This is a genomic window from Nocardia sp. NPDC003482, from assembly GCF_053588115.1.
In genome coordinates this window covers 36427-53155 of sequence record NZ_JBSFPI010000017.1, presented here as the reverse complement: position 1 = coordinate 53155, position 16729 = coordinate 36427, and the positions used below count along the sequence as shown (strand labels likewise).

The following is a 16729-nucleotide window of genomic DNA, read 5'->3' as shown; positions in this document are numbered from 1 at the left end:
GTTGTTCCGATCTTCGGAGCGGCGAGCCCCACCGCCGCATCGCCTTCAGGGTAGTCAGTCCGTGACGAAACCGTTGAGCGTCTTGCGCAGGTCGTCGACCATCGCGCGGGCGGCCGTGATGCCGGACCCGTGCCAGATGACGTCGTCCACGGCGAATTCGCGTCGATCCGACACCGCCCCCAGTTTCTTGAAGTCCTTGGACTTCAGCACCCGTTCGCCCCGGCTCTTGCCGTCGGGCCCGTCGAACATGACGTAGATGATGTCGCCCTCGACCCGATCGCGCTCGTCCTCGCTCCCGACCCCGGACACCGTGAAGGTCGGCCCGCGTTGCGCGCCCGGCCGCTGCACGCCCACGTCCGCGAGCACCTGCCCGGCGAAACTGTCGGTGCCCAGCACCTGAATGTCGTTGCCGGAGAAGCGGATCACCGACGCCTGCGAGAAACTCGCCGCGATCGCGGTGCCGGTATCGCGGGCCTCGGTGCGGTAGTCGGCGAGGATCCGCTCGGCCGCGTCCCCTCGGTTCATGGCGTCGGCGAGGTCGGTGAACTGCGTCTGCCACGGGGTCGTGCCGACCAGCACGGTCGGGGCGATACCGCGCAGCGCGTCGGCGTTCGCGGCGGCGGTACCGATGATCAGATCCGGCCGCAACTCCGCGATCCGCGCGGGATCCGCGGACCCGATGCCGCCCACACTCGGAATCTTCACCACCCCGGTACCGAGATAGGACGGCTGCGGTACGGGACCGGCGAGGGTCGCCGCGCCGACCACCCGCTCCCACAGCCCCACCGCGCACACCGCGTCGAGCGCGGTGGTGTCGAGCACGACGATCCGCTGCGGATCGGCCGGAACCTGGCTCCCCGCAACGACATGCGACCCACCGGGATTCGGCGCGGTCGGCAACGGACACGCCGTCCGGGTATCCCGTTCGACCCCGACCACCGAGGCCCCCGCGATATTGGTCGTCGTCCGCACGATGCTCGCATCGTCATCGTTCCCGTGCGCACACGCGCTGAGCAGCGCGACGAGCACCACCGACACCAGCCCCCCGACCCGTAAGCGCCGCGCGCGGACACGGTCGCCAGCAGGGATGTCGCGGGTGGGTTCGACCTCGGGCACCGGCATGCGAGGAAGGGTACACATGCCCGCGCGCGGGTCGATTACGACACAGAGTAGGACCGGACGCGATGCCTGCCGCGGCAACGATTACGATCTGTCGTAGCGCAAGCCACCCGTCGTTCGCCGTGCGCCGGAAGCCCTGCGTACGACAACGACCAGAAGGCACACCTTCAGGAGGATCAGTGACTGCTGTAGAGCCCCAGCCAGTCCCCAAGTTGGAAGCGACTCGGCCTTATCCGCCGCGTCTGGGTCCGAAGGGTTCGTTCATCTACAAGGCCGTCACCACGACCGACCCGAAGGTGCTCGGGGTGATGTACCTCGTGACGGCCATGACGTTCTTCATGATCGGCGGCCTGATGGCGCTGCTCATGCGCGGTGAGCTGGCGCGGCCGAATCTGCAGTTCCTCTCGCCCGAGCAGTTCAACCAGCTGTTCACCATGCACGGCACGATCATGCTGCTGTTCTACGCGACCGCGATCGTGTTCGGCTTCGCCAATATCGTGCTGCCGCTGCAGATCGGCGCCCCCGACGTCGCCTTCCCCCGCCTGAACGCCTTCAGCTACTGGCTGTACCTGTTCGGCGCGACCATGGCGACCGCGGGCTTCATCACCCCCGGCGGCGCTGCCGACTTCGGCTGGACCGCCTACACCCCGCTGTCGGACATCGTGCACTCCCCGGGCGTCGGCGCCGACCTGTGGATCATGGGTCTGGCCGTCTCCGGTCTGGGCACCATCCTCGGTGGCGTCAACATGCTCACCACCGTCATCTGCCTGCGCTGCCCGGGTATGACGCTGTTCCGGATGCCGATCTTCACCTGGAACATCGCCGTCACCAGTGTGCTTGTGCTGCTGGCCTTCCCGCTGCTGACCGCCGCGCTGATGGGTCTGGCCTACGACCGGCACCTCGGCGGGCACATCTACGATCCGGCGACCGGTGGCGCGATCCTGTACCAGCACCTGTTCTGGTACTTCGGCCACCCCGAGGTGTACATCATCGCGCTGCCGTTCTTCGGCATCGTGTCGGAGATCTTCCCGGTCTTCAGCCGCAAGCCGATCTTCGGGTACACCACGCTGGTCTACGCGACCCTGGGCATCGCGGCGCTGTCGATCGCGGTGTGGGCGCACCACATGTACGCCACGGGAGCGGTACTGCTGCCGTTCTTCTCGTTCATGACGTTCCTCATCGCGGTGCCGACGGGCGTGAAGTTCTTCAACTGGATCGGCACGATGTGGCGCGGCCAGTTGACGTTCGAATCGCCGATGCTGTTCTCGGTCGGCTTCATCGTGACGTTCCTCTTCGGTGGTCTGTCCGGTGTCATCCTCGCCAGCCCGCCGCTGGACTTCCACGTGTCCGACAGCTACTTCGTGGTCGCGCACTTCCACTACGTGCTGTTCGGCACCATCGTGTTCGCCACCTTCGCGGGCATCTACTTCTGGTTCCCGAAGATGACCGGCCGCATGATGGACGAGCGCCTGGGCAAGTGGCACTTCTGGGCGACCATGGTCGGCTTCCACACCACGTTCCTGGTGCAGCACTGGTTGGGTGCGGAGGGCTTCCCGCGGCGCTACGCCGACTACCTGCCGACCGACGGATTCACCACGCTGAACACGATTTCCACGATCGGCGCGTTCATCCTCGGCGCGTCCACGCTGCCGTTCATCTGGAACGTCTTCACCTCCTACCGCTACGGCGAGGTCGTGACCGTGGACGATCCGTGGGGCTACGGCAACTCGCTGGAGTGGGCCACCACCTGCCCGCCGCCGCGGCACAACTTCTACGAGCTGCCGCGCATCCGGTCGGAGCGTCCGGCGTTCGAGTTGCACTACCCGCACATGGTCGAGCGGATGCGAGCCGAGGCGCACGTGGGCTGGGGCTCCAAGTCCCACCAGGTCCAGGAGCTCGAGAAGGTGTCGAGCTAGCGTTTCCGATCACCTCCGGCGCGGCGGCCGTCTTTCGAGATGGCCGCCGCGTTCGGTTTCGACCACCTGCGACAATGGGCGGGATTTCCCGCGCACGACAGAATGGGAGTTCTCGCTGTGGGCACGTCCGAGACGACGGTGCTGATCACGGTCACCGGCCCCGACAAGCCGGGTGTGACCTCGGTGCTGCTGGCGACGCTGTCGCGCAACGGCGTGAGCCTGCTCGACGTCGAGCAGGTCGTGATCCGCGGCCGCCTCACCCTCGGCGTGCTGGTGACGCGCCCGACCGATCCCGAGGAACTCCAGGATCAGCTCGAGGACGCCATGGCCACCGTCGGTATGCAGGTCGACGTCGAGATCGGCGCGAATTCCGTTACGGGAGCGCGACTTTCGACGCACGCGGTGGTGGTGCTGGGCAGCCCGGTGACGGCCAAGGCGGTCAGCAAGATCGCGAGCAAGCTGGCCGAGCAGAACGTCAATATCGACGCCATTCGCGGCATCGCCGACTATCCGGTCACGGGTCTGGAACTGATGGTGACCGCGCCGCCGTCGGAACTCGCGGAGACCCGCCTACGCACGACGCTCGCCGAGGTCGCGGCCAAGGTCAATGTGGACATCGCGGTCGAGCGCGCGGGTCTGGCCCGGCGGGCCAAGCGGCTCATCGTGTTCGACGTCGACTCCACGCTCATCCAGGGCGAGGTCATCGAGATGCTGGCCGCGCACGCCGGGGTGGAGGACGAGGTCCGCGCGGTCACCGAGGCGGCCATGCGCGGCGAGATCGACTTCGCCGAATCGCTGCGCCAGCGCGTGGCGACGCTGGCCGGGCTCGACGAGACCGTCATCGAGGAGGTGGCCGACGCCATCGCCCTCACCCCGGGTGCCCGCACGACCATCCGGACATTGCGGCGCTTGGGTTTCCGCTGCGGCGTCGTGTCCGGCGGGTTCCGCCAGGTGATCGAGCCCCTCGCCCACGAGCTGGAACTGGACTTCGTGCAGGCCAACACACTCGAGATCGTCGACGGCAAACTGACCGGCAAGGTCGTCGGCGACATCGTCGACCGCCCCGGAAAGGCCGTGGCCCTGCGCCGTTTCGCCGCCGAGGCCGGAGTCCCGATGGAACAGACGGTAGCCGTAGGCGACGGCGCCAACGACATCGACATGCTCAACGCCGCGGGCTTGGGCATCGCCTTCAACGCCAAACCCGCCCTCCGCGAGGTAGCCGACGCGGCCCTCTCCCACCCCTACCTCGACGCCATCCTCTTCATCCTCGGCGTCACCCGCGACGAGGTAGAAGCCGCCGACGCCCGCGACGGCCTCCTCCGCCGAGTGCCATTGAACTGAACGAGGTTCGGCTCAGCCTCCAGGCCCGCCACCCCAGGTTCGGCATCCAGGGCCCGGCTCAGCCTCCAGGCCCGCAACCCCGAGGTCCGGCATCCAGGGCCGGGCCCAACCTCCAGGTCCGTAATCCCCAGGTTGGGCACTCCAGGCCCCGCCAGCCTCCAGGTCCGCTACCCCAGGTTCGGCAGCCCGGGTCCGGCGCAGCCTTCCGGGCCCGCCATTCCAGATTCGGAAGCCCAGGGTTCGGCGCAGCCTCCGGGCCCGCTACCCCAGGTTCGGCACTCCAGGGCGCGCCCAATCCCCCGGTCCGCTGACCCCAGGTTCGGCAGCCCAGCCGCACCCCTTATTCGAATCCGCACCCGTTTCAGGGCTCTACAAGGGGTGCGGATTCGAATAAAGGGTGCGGCTGGGTTGGCAGTCCTGGGGAGGTCGGGCGGGATTCGGCGCGTCGGTTCTCGGGCATCGGGTGCGGCATGCTGTGCTCGGAATTCGCCCGGCCATCGAGAGGAGTCCGATGCGCGGCCGCTTGGTGCCGGTTGTGGTGGGGCTGACGCTGGTGGGTTGCGGGACAGGGGATTCCACGCGGGCCGCGGGGCCGGTCGCCGTGCCCGCGGCGGTGACGGTGGATTCGGCGGCGAATGGGACGCGGGTGGCGCTCGCGGTGGGGCAGCGGCTGATCGTCTCCCTGCCCGCCGAGCCGACCACTGGATTCCTCTGGCGGATCCGCGAACTCGATCGCGCCATCGTCGCGCAGAACGACGATCCGGACTTCCGGCCCGACTCCCGTGCGGATGCGACTGTGGGGGTGGGCGGTTCGTCGGTGTGGACCTTCACCGCCGCCGCGCCGGGCACCACGCCACTGAGTATGGGATATCAGCGGCCCTGGGAGGCCGGGAGCGACCCTGATCAGACTTTCGGAGTGACCGTCGTCGTCGGCCTATGAGGCCCGTTGCCGCGGTCCTGCCCTGGCAGATGCCTGAGGTCTCGATCGTCGGCAACCCAAGGTAACGAGGTGTTCGCCCACAGAACGCTAGGCTGGTTCGGTGACTTCGGAGGCGGTGACCGGCCTGGACGCGGGATTCCGTGCGCGCCACGCGGAATTGGCGCGCGGGTACGGAGGTGGCGGCGATCCGGCGGATCCGGCGCGGGTGCAGGCCATGCAGATGGTGCTGCACATCCCGAAAAACGAACCGCCGCAACGGAGTACGCTCTTGGCGGCGGCCGCGACGGCGGTCGTCGCGCTGTGCCTGGATCCGCGGGTCGGTCCGGAGGGGGAGTGGGAGGAGCGGTTCCTCACCTGGAAGCGTTCGCGAATTCGCAAGGTGGCCCGCCGCGCTCGCGGCGCGCAGTGGCTGGCCGCGAACGAGGTCGACGGACTGACCGTGTCGAGGGACGGCGCGCAGGCGCGAGCCCTCGTGCCCGGACCGGTGGGCGATGTCGACCCGCGCATCAGGAAATTGCAGATCGGCGGCACCGAGCTCGAACCCGACACGCCCGGACCGCCCGATCCGGAATTTCCGGTGCTGTGGGTGAACGCGGAATTGGGTATGTCCGTGGGTAAGGCAGCCGCGCAGGTGGGGCACGCGAGCATGTTGCTCGCTGGTGCGCTGCCGGTGCGACAGGTGTACGCGTGGTCGCTGCGCGGTTACCGGTGCGCGGTGCGCGACGCCGGATCCGAGCGGTGGTCGGCCTTGTGCGACCGGGTCCGGAACGGCTCGGCGACCGCGGTGCGCGACGCGGGCTTCACGGAAGTGGCGCCCGGTTCGATGACGGTGATCGCCACGGCGCCCGATACGTGGTGACGTACCTGCGCCGCACGGTCGACTCGCCGACCGGGCTGCGGGAGGATCGGGGGACGATTTCCGGAGGTGCACGGAGATGACGACACTGTGGATAGTGCTCGGCGTGTGGATCGTGTGCTCGATACCGGTGGCGCTGCTGCTCGGCCGGATGTTGCGGTCGCCGCGCCCGCGCCCGCCGGAACACGGCGAATCGCGCCGCTACGACGACGAATTCACGCCGGGCCCGCACCCCGGCGGTCGGTGACACGAATCGAGCGACCGCCACAATTGGCACGGGTTCGCGCGCGTGGGCCAAGATGGAGCCCGTGCCGCAACCCGATCCCGATCTGCTCATCGATTTCACCGACGTGACCGTCCGGCGTTCCGGCCACACCCTGGTGGGCCCGCTCTCCTGGCAGGTGGAGCTGGACGAACGCTGGGTCGTCCTGGGCCCCAACGGCGCCGGGAAGACCACCCTGCTGCGCATGGCCGCGGCGGAGCTCTACCCGACCAACGGCGTGGCCAACCTGCTGGGGGAGACGCTGGGCCGCACCGACATCTCCGAGTTGCGCCCGCGCATCGGCATGTCCTCGGCGGCGGTGGCCGCGCGCGTGCCGCTCGACGAGAAGGTGTGCGATCTGGTGGTGTCGGCGGGCTACGCGGTGATGGGCCGCTGGCGCGAGGAGTACGACGACGTCGACACCGACCGTGCCATCGACATGCTGGAAAGCCTGGGCGCCGAACATCTTTCCGACCGCGCCTACGGAACCCTGTCGGAGGGCGAACGCAAACGCGTCCTCATCGCGCGCGCCCTGATGACCGACCCGGAACTGCTCCTGCTCGACGAGCCCGCCGCCGGACTGGATCTCGGCGGCCGCGAGGAGCTGGTCGAGAAGCTCGGCGACCTCGCCGCCGACCCCGACGCCCCCGCCACGGTCCTGGTCACCCATCACGTCGAGGAGATCCCGCCCGGCTTCACCCACGCCCTGCTCCTCAACGAGGGCAGCATCGTCGCCCAGGGCCTCCTCGACGACGTCCTTACCGCCGAGAACCTGAGCGAGGCGTTCCGCCAGTCCATCGCCCTGGACCGCATCGACGGCCGCTACTTCGCCCGCCGCTCCCAACGCTTCGGCCGCCACCGCCACAAGCGAGGCTGACGCACCCAGCTTTCGGCAACCCAGCCGCACCCTTTATTCGAATCCGCACCCCTTGTGGGGCCCTGGAACGGGTGCGGATTCGAATAAGGTGTGCGGCTGGGTTGCCGGACGTGGGGGATGCGGAGGGCGGGTGCTGGTACTGCCGTCCCAAGCGAGCGTTAGGGTGCGGATTGTGAGCGAGACTGATGCGGTGCCCGCGCCCCGGGATGCCTCCACGGTGATGCTGGTGCGCGACGGCGCGAACGGGCCCGAGGTGTTCCTGCAACGGCGCGTGGACGCCATGGCCTTCGCGGCCGGGATGACCGTCTTTCCCGGCGGCGGGGTGGACGCCTCCGACGCCGAGGCCGAAATCGGTTGGGCGGGACCGGATCCCGCGTGGTGGGGCACGCGGTTCGACACCGATCCCGGGCGGGCGCAAGCGCTGGTGTGCGCGGCGGTGCGCGAGACGTTCGAGGAGTGCGGGGTGCTGCTGGCCGGGCCGACCGCCGACACGGTCGTCTCCGACACGAGCGTCTATCACTCCGCGCGCGAGCGGCTCGAGCGCCGCGAGGTGTCGCTGAGCCAGTTCCTGGCCGCCGAGCACCTGGTGTTGCGCGCCGATCTGCTGCGCCCGTGGGCCAACTGGATCACCCCCGTGATCGAGCAGCGCCGCTACGACACCCGCTTCTTCGTCGCCGTCCTCCCGCAGGGCCAGCTCGCCGACGGCGCCACGTCCGAGGCCCGCGAGGTCCGCTGGTGTACCCCCGCCGAGGCCCTCGACCGCTGGCGCGACGGGCTGGACGTCCTGCTGCCGCCCACCTGGTCCCAACTGGTGGCGCTGTCCGAATTCGATTCCACCGCAGAGATTTTCGCGGCCGAGGCCGAGATCGAGCCGATCATGCCGGTGCTCCCGGCCGAGGGCGGATCGCGGCTCGAATTCCCGCACAACGAGCGGTATTTCGCCGACCTGCCGGATCCGTCCCGCCTGCGCGGGTCGCGGTAGCGTTCGCTGTCAGCCCGGTTCTGGTTGGTTCCGGGCCGCCCGCATGGTCGTCCTCTCGTTGGCCCGCAGTCGGGTACTCCCGTTCCCGTAGCCCGCTCCGTGATCCCGGCCTCGTCCCAGCTCCCCTGATCCCGCCGAAGCCACGACCAGTAGGCTCCTGCGTCGTGGCCGAATTCGTGACCGTGGACCGACCCGAGGCGGGGATCGCCGTGCTGCGCTTCGCGCGGCCGCCGATGAATTCGATCGATCTCCAGGTCGCCTCGGAGTTGGCCGCAGCGGCGGAGGGGATAGGGCGGGACGAGGCGGTCGCGGCCGTGGTCGTCTACGGCGACGAGCGGATCTTCAGCGCGGGGGACGACGTCGCCGAACTCGAGCGACTGACGGTCGAACAGGCGCGGGCGATGGTCGACGATCTGCAAGCGGCACTCGGCTGCCTGGCCCGCATTCCGCGGCCGACGGTCGCCGCGATCACCGGGTACGCCTTGGGTACGGGATTGGAACTGGCCTTGGGCGCGGATCGCCGCATCGTCGGCGACAACGTGAAACTCGGGCTCCCGCAGATCCACACGGGCCTGATCCCGCTGGCCGGAATCCGCCGCGCGAGCCTGCTCATCGGCCCAGCCCGGGCCAAAGACCTGGTCTACACCGGACGCCTCCTCGACGCCGCCGAGGCCGCGGCCATCGGACTCGTCGACGAGGTCGTCGCCCCCGACGACGTCTACCACGCCGCCATGCGCTGGGCGCGACAGTTCATCGGCCGTCCGGGCCTCGCCCTCGCGGCGGCCAAACGCGTCTTCGAGGCCGGTCCGCACGGCCAGGACCGAGCTCGCGCGGAGTGGTCCGAGCTGTTCGCGACCGAGGACCGCAGTATAGGAACACGTTCCTATCTCGCCGACGGTCCGGGGGCGGCGGAATTCGTGGCCCGCTGAGGGCGCGCCGAACCGACCTCGAGTACGCTTTGCGACCATGACCGTCCGTCCTGACGACCCCGCGCCGAACCCGCACGCCACCGAGGCGGAGGTCCAGGCCGCGCTCGCCGACAACAAGCTCGCCCAGGTCCTCTACCACGACTGGGAGGCCGAGACCTACGACGACAAGTGGTCGATCTCCTACGACGAGCGCTGTATCGCCTATGCCCGCGGCCGCTTCGACGCCGTCGCCCCGAACGCCCCGCTGCCCTACGAGCGGGCCCTCGAACTCGGCTGCGGTACGGGTTTCTTCCTGCTGAACCTGATGCAGTCCGGGGTGGCGAAGCGCGGTTCGGTCACCGATCTGTCGCCCGGCATGGTCAAGGTGGCGCTGCGCAATGCCGAGCACCTGGGGCTCGAGGTGGACGGCCGGGTCGCCGACGCCGAGACCATCCCCTACGACGACGACACCTTCGATCTGGTTGTGGGACACGCTGTGCTCCACCACATTCCGGATGTGGAGCTGGCGCTGAAGGAGTGCCTGCGGGTGCTCAAGCCCGGCGGCCGGTTCGTCTTCGCGGGCGAGCCGACCACGGTCGGCAACCTGTACGCCCGCAAGCTCGGCCAGATCACCTGGAAGGCCACCACCGAGGTCACCAAGCTGCCGTTCCTGCGCGAGTGGCGGCGCCCGCAGGAGGAACTGGACGAGTCCTCGCGGGCCGCGGCGCTCGAGGCCGTGGTGGATCTGCACACCTTCGATCCGGCGCAGCTCGAGGCCATCGCGCGCTCGGCCGGTGCGGTTGGGGTACGGGCCGAGACCGAGGAGTTCGCCGCCGCCCTGTGGGGCTGGCCCGTGCGCACCTTCGAGGCCGCCGTGCCCACCGAGAAGCTGACCTGGGGTTACCGCATCGCGCAGTACCGCGCGTGGCTGGGCCTGAGCTGGCTCGACGAGAACGTCCTCAAGCACGTCGTGCCGCGGCGGTTCTTCTACAACGCCATGATCACGGGCGTGAAGCCCACGCCCTCGGCGAAGTGACGCGCTCGTAAATCGTTGTGGGATACCGGTTCTCCCGCGAGGACGTCGACTATCTGGCCGGTGCCGCTGGTCGGGCGGCACTGGCCGAGGTGGCTCGGCTGGAGTTGACCGAGGCGTCGCTGGTGCGTGATCTCGGCCGGGTGCGGGGCGAGTACGGGGATCGTGCGGGCGTGCTGGTGGAGACGGTGCGGCTGCGGCGGCGGGCCGGGGCGAAGCTCGCCGGGGCGGGGGAGTGGCTGTTCACCGACGACGCGTTGCAGCAGGCGACGCCGACGGCGGTGGCGCGGCATCGGGCGCTGCGGTTGGCGGGGCGGTTCGTGCATGATGTCACGTGTTCGATCGGTGCGGAACTCGTTGCGCTGCATGGTGTTTGCCCCGGCGTGATCGGTAGTGACCTGGACGAGGTGCGGTTGGCGATGGCCGCGCACAATCTGTCCGGTGTGCGAAATGTGTTGCTGGCCAAGGCTGATGCGCTCGTACCCTGTAGTACCGATACGGTGGTCATCGCCGATCCGGCCCGTCGCGCGGACGGCCGCCGTACCCATGACCCTGCGAAACTTCAACCGCCGCTTCCGGATTTGATCGCCGCCTACCGCAGCCGCGATCTGGTCGTGAAATGCGCTCCCGGTTTGGATTTCGACAGCTTCGTCACGGGCGGCACCGGGCGGGGAGGCAAACAGGCGGGGCATCCCGATCTCACCTGGGACGGTGAAGCCGAGGTGGTCTCCCTCGACGGCTCGGTGCGCGAGGTCTGCCTGTGGCCTGCGGCGCTCGCGGAGCCCGGTGTCACTCGCCGCGCCACGGTCCTGTCGGGTTCCGGCGATTCTTGGACCGTCACCGACGCCGACCCCGACGACATTCCTACCCGCGCGCCCGGCGACTGGATCATCGATCCTGACGGCGCAGTGGTGCGCGCGGGTCTGGTCCGGCATTACGCTGCGGCGCAGGGTCTTTGGCAACTCGACCCGCGCATCGCCTACCTCACCGGCGATGCTCTGCCGCCGGGTGTTCGAGCGTTCCGGGTGCTGGACAGCCTTCCCTTCCGAGAGAAGACGCTGCGCGGCGAACTCCACCGCCGGGACTGCGGGCCTCTCGAGATCCTGGCTCGCGGTGTGGACGTCAACCCGGACGCCCTTCGCGCCCGCCTCAAACCGCGTGGGGCGGTGCCGCATACCCTGGTGGTTACTCGAATCGGCCAGACGCCGATGGTTTTCGTATGTGAGACGCCGTAGGGCACCCTATCGCTCGCCACACCACCGACCGGTCGTCATTTCGCAGTGAATTTACCCGGCGACGTAGCTCGATCGCGGCTGCGGGTTTGTCGGGGGCGAGTCGGAGGTAGCTGCCGAGGGAGTGCAGTTCGGTGATGTCTCGGAGCATCGTCCAGACTGGCCAGGCGAGTAGGTCGTAGCCGTAGGCGTCGGCGAATTTCGCTCGGGTGCTGTGAGATTCGTGGAAGTGGTCGGGTAGTTGGCTGACGAGGTCTAGTTCTCGGGGGCCGAGTGCTGTGTTGTCCCAGTCGATCAGGACCCATTGGCCGTTGTCGCGGAGTGCGTTTTCGGTGTGTGGGTCGCCGTGGATCAGTCCTATTCCGAGCGGGAATTCCGTGCGGTCGAATCTGTCGATGAGCCGGGTGGCTTGTTGCCGTAGCCACTCGTGATCGGTGGGGTCGAGCGCGGGAACGGCACGCCCCCTGTCTATTTCGAGGGCCTCCGACAAGCGCCGGAGCGGTCGATAGCGGGGAAGGCGCACTGCGGCTGGCGGCTCTCCGGCATCGTGTAAACGTCGGAGCAGGTGGCCGAGTTCGGATGCGGTGGCCTCGTCCGGGGTGGGGCGGTAGGGCCAGAAGGTGGCGACAGCGTTGGCGACATTGATGGGTTGGGGGCCGGGAAGCGGGGCCAGGGCTACTGGCGGATGGGTGTTCGAGAGCCATCGGGTGACCTCGACGGCCGCCCGCGCTCGTTCGCGCCGCGTCTCGGTATCGGGGGCCAGGCGGACTACCACGTCATGCTCGGGCAGCAACCACACGGCGTTGGAACGCTGGTGCAGCAGAACAGCTTTCGCAACGCGTCCGGAGAGGCCGAATGCGGCGCATGCCGCCGCCAATGCCTCTCGCCCGGGAAGGCCGCTGTCGATTGCCATGCCCTTTCTCATCCCAGGTACGGCTGCGACCGCCGTTCGGCATGATGTCCAAGGCGGAGCCGAACAGTCGGATGCACCGGCAATTCCGCAAGCTCGTCCAACCCGAGGAATCGAACGGCAGTCGACTCGTCGCTCACGGCGATCCGGCCGCCGATCACCCGCCCGTAGAATGTGATAGCGAACTCTTGCCGAATCTCGCCGTCCTCGTACTCGATGACGTGCTGCGGGTCGGTGTAGATGCCGAGGAGGCCGGTGATTTCGATGTCGAGGCCGGTCTCCTCTTTCGTCTCCCGAATCACGCACTGCGGCAAGGTTTCACCGAGTTCCATAGCTCCCCCGGGGAGCGACCAGTTGCCGGAATCCCCACGGCGTTGCATCAGGATGCGGCCTTCGGGATCGGTGACGAGGGCGGACCCGCCGGGAACCAGGCTGTTCGGTCGCGGGGCATTCGGATCGCGGTAGTAGTCACGTCTTGTGCTCATGAGGTTCCTCCGAGCAGCGCCCGCAACTCCTCGGCGATAGACGGAGAGGCCGCCACCGTCTCGGCCGACGACAATGTGTGGGGCGTGCCCGCGAGATCCGTCACGACAGCTCCCGCCTCGCGGGCGATGACGACCCCGGCCGAGGTATCCCAGGGCTTGTTCGACAGCATGACGCACGCGTCGGTCTTGCCCGACGCGACCCAGGTGAGGTCCAGCGCGGCTGATCCGAACATGCGGATTCGCTCGATGGAGTGCGCGAGCGTGTGGGTAAGGGCGAAACGTCGCTGGTTTTTCTCGGCGGCGTCCGTTCCGACCGCGTAATCGCCCAGGGAGACTATGGCGGCGGCAAGGGAGGATGGTTGGCTCGCCGAGATGGGCTGGCCGTTGCAGAAGGCTCCGGTTCCGGAAGCTGCGTAATACTCGAGTCCGAGGAATGGCGCGACAACCACGCCGATTGTCGCGGTTCCCTTTTGTGCCAGGGCCAGCGATACAGCCGAAAAGGGCAGTCCGTGAATGAAATTCGATGTGCCGTCGATCGGGTCGAGAACCCACACCGCTTTCAGCGTCTCCGGGTGGGCGGGGGTCTCGAGCTCCTCGCCGAGAAAGTCGATTCCCGGTGTCATCTCTCGAAGGCAGTCGCGGATCTCCTGCTCGATACGACGATCGAGGTCGGTGACGAAATCGCGGTCGCCCTTCTGCTCTATCCGGCCCGGCGCTGTCTCCTTCAGCAGTACGCCACCTCGGGCCGCCGCGTGCCGGGCGATACCCAGCAGATGCTCATGATTCGAAGTCATTCGCGCCGTGTTCCGGGTAGCCCGCATGCTCATCCTGAGCTCCTCGCGCTACACGGTGATGCCGACCCAGTTGGCAAAGGCTCCCAATGATTCACTGCGGCGGCGTTCGGCCGCCGCGATTCCGTACAGCGTTTCGCGGACGCTGGGATGCAGTTTCGTTTGTTGTGGGGAGACCTTTCGGGCCTGCTGTAATGCCTTCAACGACTTGTCGGGCTTGCCGACGAGGAGCCAGGCGCGGCCGACGTCCTGCCAGAGGTGGCCCGCGCGGGAATGGGTGATCGTCGGTGGAAGGGACAGTTCCGAACCGATCGTGGCGGCTTTCCCGGGGTCTCCGGCCTCGAGTTCCACTCCGACGGCGTGGATTTCGGTATTGCCCGGGCCCATGAGAGTTTCGTAGGCGCGGGTTTCGTGGCCGAGGCGGGTGCCGATGGTTCGTGCCTCTGCGATGTGGTCGCGAGCCGTGTCGAGGCGACGACCGCGGGCGGCGGCCACGGCCCCGGCGAGATGCGCCGCGCCCCAAACGGAAAGCGCCCCTTCGCTTTCTCCTTCGATGAGGGAGATCGCTTCGTCCACCAAGCGCAGCGCGAGGTCGGTGTTGTTGTGGTACATGAGCAGCCGGGTGCGCATGATCTTTCCGTGCGCGATGTTCAACGGGTCACCGGAAAGTGTTGCGGCCCAGTCGAAACGGTCGACGGCCGGGATCGTGAGGGCCATGTGTCCGAAACGACGGCATATCCGATCCGCCGCGTTGTAGGCGTCGGCCAGTAATGCGTACACCTCGGGATCCGAATTGTCCGCGAGCGCGCCGTACAGTTCGCGAATGAGCTTCGGCAGCCGCGCGAGCGCCTGACGGCTCCGACCCGCGCGGTCGTCGTCATTGATCGACTTCAGTTCCGCCCGAAGCTGATCGAGCGGCGACGGATCCGCGCCGCAGACGTATTCACCTTCCGACAAGATCGCACGCAACTCGGCCAGACCGTCCAGCGTGCCGTCCTCATCGATCGCGTCCTGATACGGCGTGCCATAGATCTGCTCGGGCTCGACGCCGAGCGCGGCGGCCACCGCCGTGACGAATCCGGGCGACGCGGGATCGCGCCCCTGTTCCACCGCACGCACGGCATGCACGCTGTAGCCCGCCTTGACGGCCAACTGATCCTGCGTCATCTTCGCCAACCGCCGCAGTGCGGCGATTCGCTTACCAGATCCGTTTGTCTCGGTTGCCATGACGAAGAACCTCAGATCGCTGGAAGACCTTGTCGCCCTCCAGGGTAACGAGCCTCGGAAGCTCGGGTCCACACGATCAGCGAACTATTAGTTTCCTATTACTTCAGCTGTCGCGATAGGTGGAAGCTACAGACAGTTGCGCTGAGTGCTGACACTCGGCCGCGGTCATCGTCAGGAGGGGTGTGATCGATGCTCGTCGAGAATTCCGAAGGTAGGAATATACACAGGACCGACATCGGGGACAAATGGGCGCTGTGGGAAGTGGGTGAGGACGGAATACCGCGAATTCTGTCAGTGAACGACAACATCACCGACCGTCCTGCCCTTCGGTGGCCGCACACACCGCTTCCGGAATGTCGGCCTGGCTACATCGAATTCGGGCCCGGCAACTACCCGACTCTTGCCGTCGCCATCGACCTCCTCCCCGAATACGAGGAGTGCCTGTGGGAGGCGGTCCGTATGGAACACCGGACGGCTTCCGGTCAGTAATAGAGAAAGGAACTGAAATGCCCCTCGTGGGTTCCACGCTCGCACGACGAGCACTCGGTCGACAACTGAATGTCTTGCGTGAAAAGGCAAATTTCAGCAAAACGAAAGCAGCTCGCATCCTCGGCATCTCATGCCAGACGATGAGCCGCCTGGAGGATGGGCTTTCGGTGCCCTCGGCCAGCGATCTCTACATGAACACGCTGTGCGACCACTACGGCGTGGACGACGACACTCGCCGGACCATTCTGGCGCTGGCGACGGAAGTACGGGCGACGGCCAAGTACGGCGGAGGGTGGTGGCGAGCGCATATGGATCATAAGACGGGAGATTTCGACCCCTACGCCTCGGCGGAGGAGGCGGCCACGCGGACGACGGTGTGGTCGACCGTTCTCGTGCCGAAGCTCGTGCGGACAGTCGACTACAGCCGGGCCGTCGCCTGGGCCGAATCGCCCTATGCGCCGACCGATGACATCGAGGAACGTGTCTCGAAATCCGTCAAATATCAACGCCGACTGAATGATTCCAATCGCACCTTCGAGTTCCTCATATCTGAAGCCGGACTCCGCGAGGAATGGGGCGGCCCCGCCGTCATAGCCGAGCAGCGCCGCCACCTCGCCGAAGCATCCGAGCGCCACAATGTCTCGATCCGCATCGTCCCCTTCGACGCCCGCAGCCACCTCGGCGCCCTGGTCGGCCCATTCACCCTGCTCGAATTCCCTCTCCTGCCCCACACCAAGTTCGTCGAACCACCCCTCGTCCGCATCGAAGAACACGTCGGCACCCTCTATCTCGAACGACCGGAAGAAGTCTCCCGCTACCAGGCCGCCCTCGCCGAACTCCGTCGCGTAGCACTGACCGAAACCGATTCCACCGCAAGACTTCTGACTACAACTCCCGACTGAAATCCCCCACGAACCGCGTCAACAACCGCGCGAATTGAACCCGCTCCGACGACGACCACCCCGCAATACTTCGAGCGAACACCTCCCGCCGAACCCGATGCCCCTGCTCGAGCGCTCTCCGCGCCACGGGCGTCAACCGCAGCAGAACCCGCCGGGCGTCCGACTGATCGGCCTCCCGACGCAACAACCCCTCCGACACCGCCCGGGCCACCAACCGGCTGGCCCGGGGCTGGTCGACCGACAGGGCTTGGGCGATATCGGTGACAGTGGCCGCGTCGTCGTGGGATTCCACCGCGTCCAGAACGAGGAAAAGGGTGGGGTCAACGGAGGATTCGTGCAGGCGGGAGAGGTTGCGCCGGGACTGGCTGCGCCGGATGGCGACCATGGCTCGTTCGATGGCCGCGACGGCCTCCTCGTCCTTCATGGTTGTCATCTTACAAATACATGTTAAGTTACAAG

At 67.5% G+C, this 16729-nt stretch carries 17 protein-coding genes; 11 read left to right on the top strand and 6 right to left on the bottom strand.

Going from position 1 to position 16729, the window contains the following annotated elements; all coding sequences use genetic code 11:
* Positions 1 to 54 precede the first annotated feature (54 nt).
* Complete coding sequence (locus ACWDSJ_RS25245) at positions 55 to 1122, bottom strand: iron-siderophore ABC transporter substrate-binding protein (RefSeq protein WP_450034698.1); 1068 nt, start codon at positions 1120 to 1122, stop codon at positions 55 to 57.
* A gap of 176 nt (positions 1123 to 1298) precedes the next feature.
* Here ACWDSJ_RS25245 and ctaD point away from each other — a divergent pair, with 176 nt between their 5' ends.
* The 10 genes from ctaD (at position 1299) to ACWDSJ_RS25195 (ending at position 11469) form a co-directional block, all read left to right on the top strand.
* The gene (gene ctaD / locus ACWDSJ_RS25240; RefSeq protein ID WP_387369904.1) at positions 1299 to 3035 is read left to right on the top strand and encodes an aa3-type cytochrome oxidase subunit I; all 1737 of its coding nucleotides are present in this window, start codon (positions 1299 to 1301) and stop codon (positions 3033 to 3035) included.
* A 117-nt stretch (positions 3036 to 3152) separates the two neighbouring features.
* On the top strand, positions 3153 to 4376 hold the full coding sequence (gene serB, locus ACWDSJ_RS25235; RefSeq protein ID WP_450034697.1) for a phosphoserine phosphatase SerB: 1224 nt from the start codon (positions 3153 to 3155) through the stop codon (positions 4374 to 4376).
* A gap of 511 nt (positions 4377 to 4887) precedes the next feature.
* On the top strand, positions 4888 to 5316 hold the full coding sequence (locus ACWDSJ_RS25230; RefSeq protein WP_450034696.1) for a protease inhibitor I42 family protein: 429 nt from the start codon (positions 4888 to 4890) through the stop codon (positions 5314 to 5316).
* Between the two features lie 100 nt (positions 5317 to 5416).
* Positions 5417 to 6175: a peptidyl-tRNA hydrolase gene (locus ACWDSJ_RS25225; RefSeq protein WP_450034695.1), complete on the top strand. Its 759-nt coding sequence runs from the start codon at positions 5417 to 5419 to the stop codon at positions 6173 to 6175.
* Positions 6176 to 6251: 76 nt separating this feature from the next.
* Positions 6252 to 6419, top strand: coding sequence for a hypothetical protein (locus tag ACWDSJ_RS25220; protein ID WP_450034693.1), 168 nt, complete (start codon positions 6252 to 6254; stop codon positions 6417 to 6419).
* Positions 6420 to 6471: 52 nt separating this feature from the next.
* Positions 6472 to 7311, top strand: coding sequence for an ABC transporter ATP-binding protein (locus tag ACWDSJ_RS25215; RefSeq protein WP_387369914.1), 840 nt, complete (start codon positions 6472 to 6474; stop codon positions 7309 to 7311).
* Between the two features lie 169 nt (positions 7312 to 7480).
* On the top strand, positions 7481 to 8293 hold the full coding sequence (locus ACWDSJ_RS25210; protein ID WP_450034896.1) for an NUDIX hydrolase: 813 nt from the start codon (positions 7481 to 7483) through the stop codon (positions 8291 to 8293).
* Positions 8294 to 8457: 164 nt separating this feature from the next.
* Positions 8458 to 9222 (top strand): enoyl-CoA hydratase-related protein, encoded by a 765-nt coding sequence (locus tag ACWDSJ_RS25205; protein ID WP_450034691.1) that lies wholly within the window; start codon positions 8458 to 8460, stop codon positions 9220 to 9222.
* A 37-nt stretch (positions 9223 to 9259) separates the two neighbouring features.
* Positions 9260 to 10237 carry a class I SAM-dependent methyltransferase gene (locus ACWDSJ_RS25200; protein WP_450034689.1) on the top strand — a complete coding sequence of 326 codons (978 nt, stop codon included), beginning with the start codon at positions 9260 to 9262 and terminating at the stop codon, positions 10235 to 10237.
* A 17-nt stretch (positions 10238 to 10254) separates the two neighbouring features.
* A complete protein-coding gene (locus ACWDSJ_RS25195; RefSeq protein WP_450034688.1) occupies positions 10255 to 11469 on the top strand; it encodes a THUMP-like domain-containing protein in 1215 nt (404 codons plus the stop codon).
* Here ACWDSJ_RS25195 and ACWDSJ_RS25190 read toward each other — a convergent pair.
* From ACWDSJ_RS25190 to ACWDSJ_RS25175, 4 genes are read right to left on the bottom strand one after another with little or no spacing between them, the layout of a single operon-like run.
* Complete coding sequence (locus tag ACWDSJ_RS25190) at positions 11420 to 12379, bottom strand: phosphotransferase (RefSeq protein WP_450034687.1); 960 nt, start codon at positions 12377 to 12379, stop codon at positions 11420 to 11422. The two genes, ACWDSJ_RS25195 and ACWDSJ_RS25190, sit on opposite strands and share 50 nt — an antisense overlap.
* An 8-nt stretch (positions 12380 to 12387) precedes the next feature.
* Positions 12388 to 12861, bottom strand: coding sequence for an NUDIX domain-containing protein (locus ACWDSJ_RS25185; RefSeq protein ID WP_450034685.1), 474 nt, complete (start codon positions 12859 to 12861; stop codon positions 12388 to 12390).
* Entirely contained in the window at positions 12858 to 13688 is an 831-nt protein-coding gene (locus ACWDSJ_RS25180; RefSeq protein ID WP_450034683.1) for an inositol monophosphatase family protein, read from the bottom strand. The genes ACWDSJ_RS25185 and ACWDSJ_RS25180 overlap by 4 nt, the downstream gene beginning before the upstream one ends.
* 15 nt (positions 13689 to 13703) lie before the next feature.
* Positions 13704 to 14879, bottom strand: a complete 1176-nt coding sequence (locus ACWDSJ_RS25175) for a helix-turn-helix domain-containing protein (protein WP_450034894.1) — start codon at positions 14877 to 14879, stop codon at positions 13704 to 13706.
* Between the two features lie 506 nt (positions 14880 to 15385).
* Here ACWDSJ_RS25175 and ACWDSJ_RS25170 point away from each other — a divergent pair.
* A complete protein-coding gene (locus tag ACWDSJ_RS25170; RefSeq protein WP_450034682.1) occupies positions 15386 to 16270 on the top strand; it encodes a helix-turn-helix domain-containing protein in 885 nt (294 codons plus the stop codon).
* Here the strand turns inward: ACWDSJ_RS25170 and ACWDSJ_RS25165 are convergent.
* On the bottom strand, positions 16254 to 16694 hold the full coding sequence (locus ACWDSJ_RS25165; protein ID WP_387369938.1) for a MarR family winged helix-turn-helix transcriptional regulator: 441 nt from the start codon (positions 16692 to 16694) through the stop codon (positions 16254 to 16256). The genes ACWDSJ_RS25170 and ACWDSJ_RS25165 overlap by 17 nt on opposite strands.
* Positions 16695 to 16729 lie beyond the last annotated feature (35 nt).

Excerpts from the sequence above, each read along its gene's own strand:
- ACWDSJ_RS25245 (WP_450034698.1), bottom strand. The coding sequence starts at position 1,122 with ATGCCGGTGCCCGAGGTCGAACCCACCCGCGACATCCCTGCTGGCGAC.
- ACWDSJ_RS25230 (WP_450034696.1), top strand. The coding sequence starts at position 4,888 with ATGCGCGGCCGCTTGGTGCCGGTTGTGGTGGGGCTGACGCTGGTGGGT.
- ACWDSJ_RS25220 (WP_450034693.1), top strand. The coding sequence starts at position 6,252 with ATGACGACACTGTGGATAGTGCTCGGCGTGTGGATCGTGTGCTCGATA.
- ACWDSJ_RS25215 (WP_387369914.1), top strand. The coding sequence starts at position 6,472 with ATGGAGCCCGTGCCGCAACCCGATCCCGATCTGCTCATCGATTTCACC.
- ACWDSJ_RS25200 (WP_450034689.1), top strand. The coding sequence starts at position 9,260 with ATGACCGTCCGTCCTGACGACCCCGCGCCGAACCCGCACGCCACCGAG.
- ACWDSJ_RS25190 (WP_450034687.1), bottom strand. The coding sequence starts at position 12,379 with ATGGCAATCGACAGCGGCCTTCCCGGGCGAGAGGCATTGGCGGCGGCA.
- ACWDSJ_RS25185 (WP_450034685.1), bottom strand. The coding sequence starts at position 12,861 with ATGAGCACAAGACGTGACTACTACCGCGATCCGAATGCCCCGCGACCG.
- ACWDSJ_RS25180 (WP_450034683.1), bottom strand. The coding sequence starts at position 13,688 with ATGAGCATGCGGGCTACCCGGAACACGGCGCGAATGACTTCGAATCAT.
- ACWDSJ_RS25175 (WP_450034894.1), bottom strand. The coding sequence starts at position 14,879 with ATGGCAACCGAGACAAACGGATCTGGTAAGCGAATCGCCGCACTGCGG.
- ACWDSJ_RS25170 (WP_450034682.1), top strand. The coding sequence starts at position 15,386 with ATGCCCCTCGTGGGTTCCACGCTCGCACGACGAGCACTCGGTCGACAA.
- ACWDSJ_RS25165 (WP_387369938.1), bottom strand. The coding sequence starts at position 16,694 with ATGAAGGACGAGGAGGCCGTCGCGGCCATCGAACGAGCCATGGTCGCC.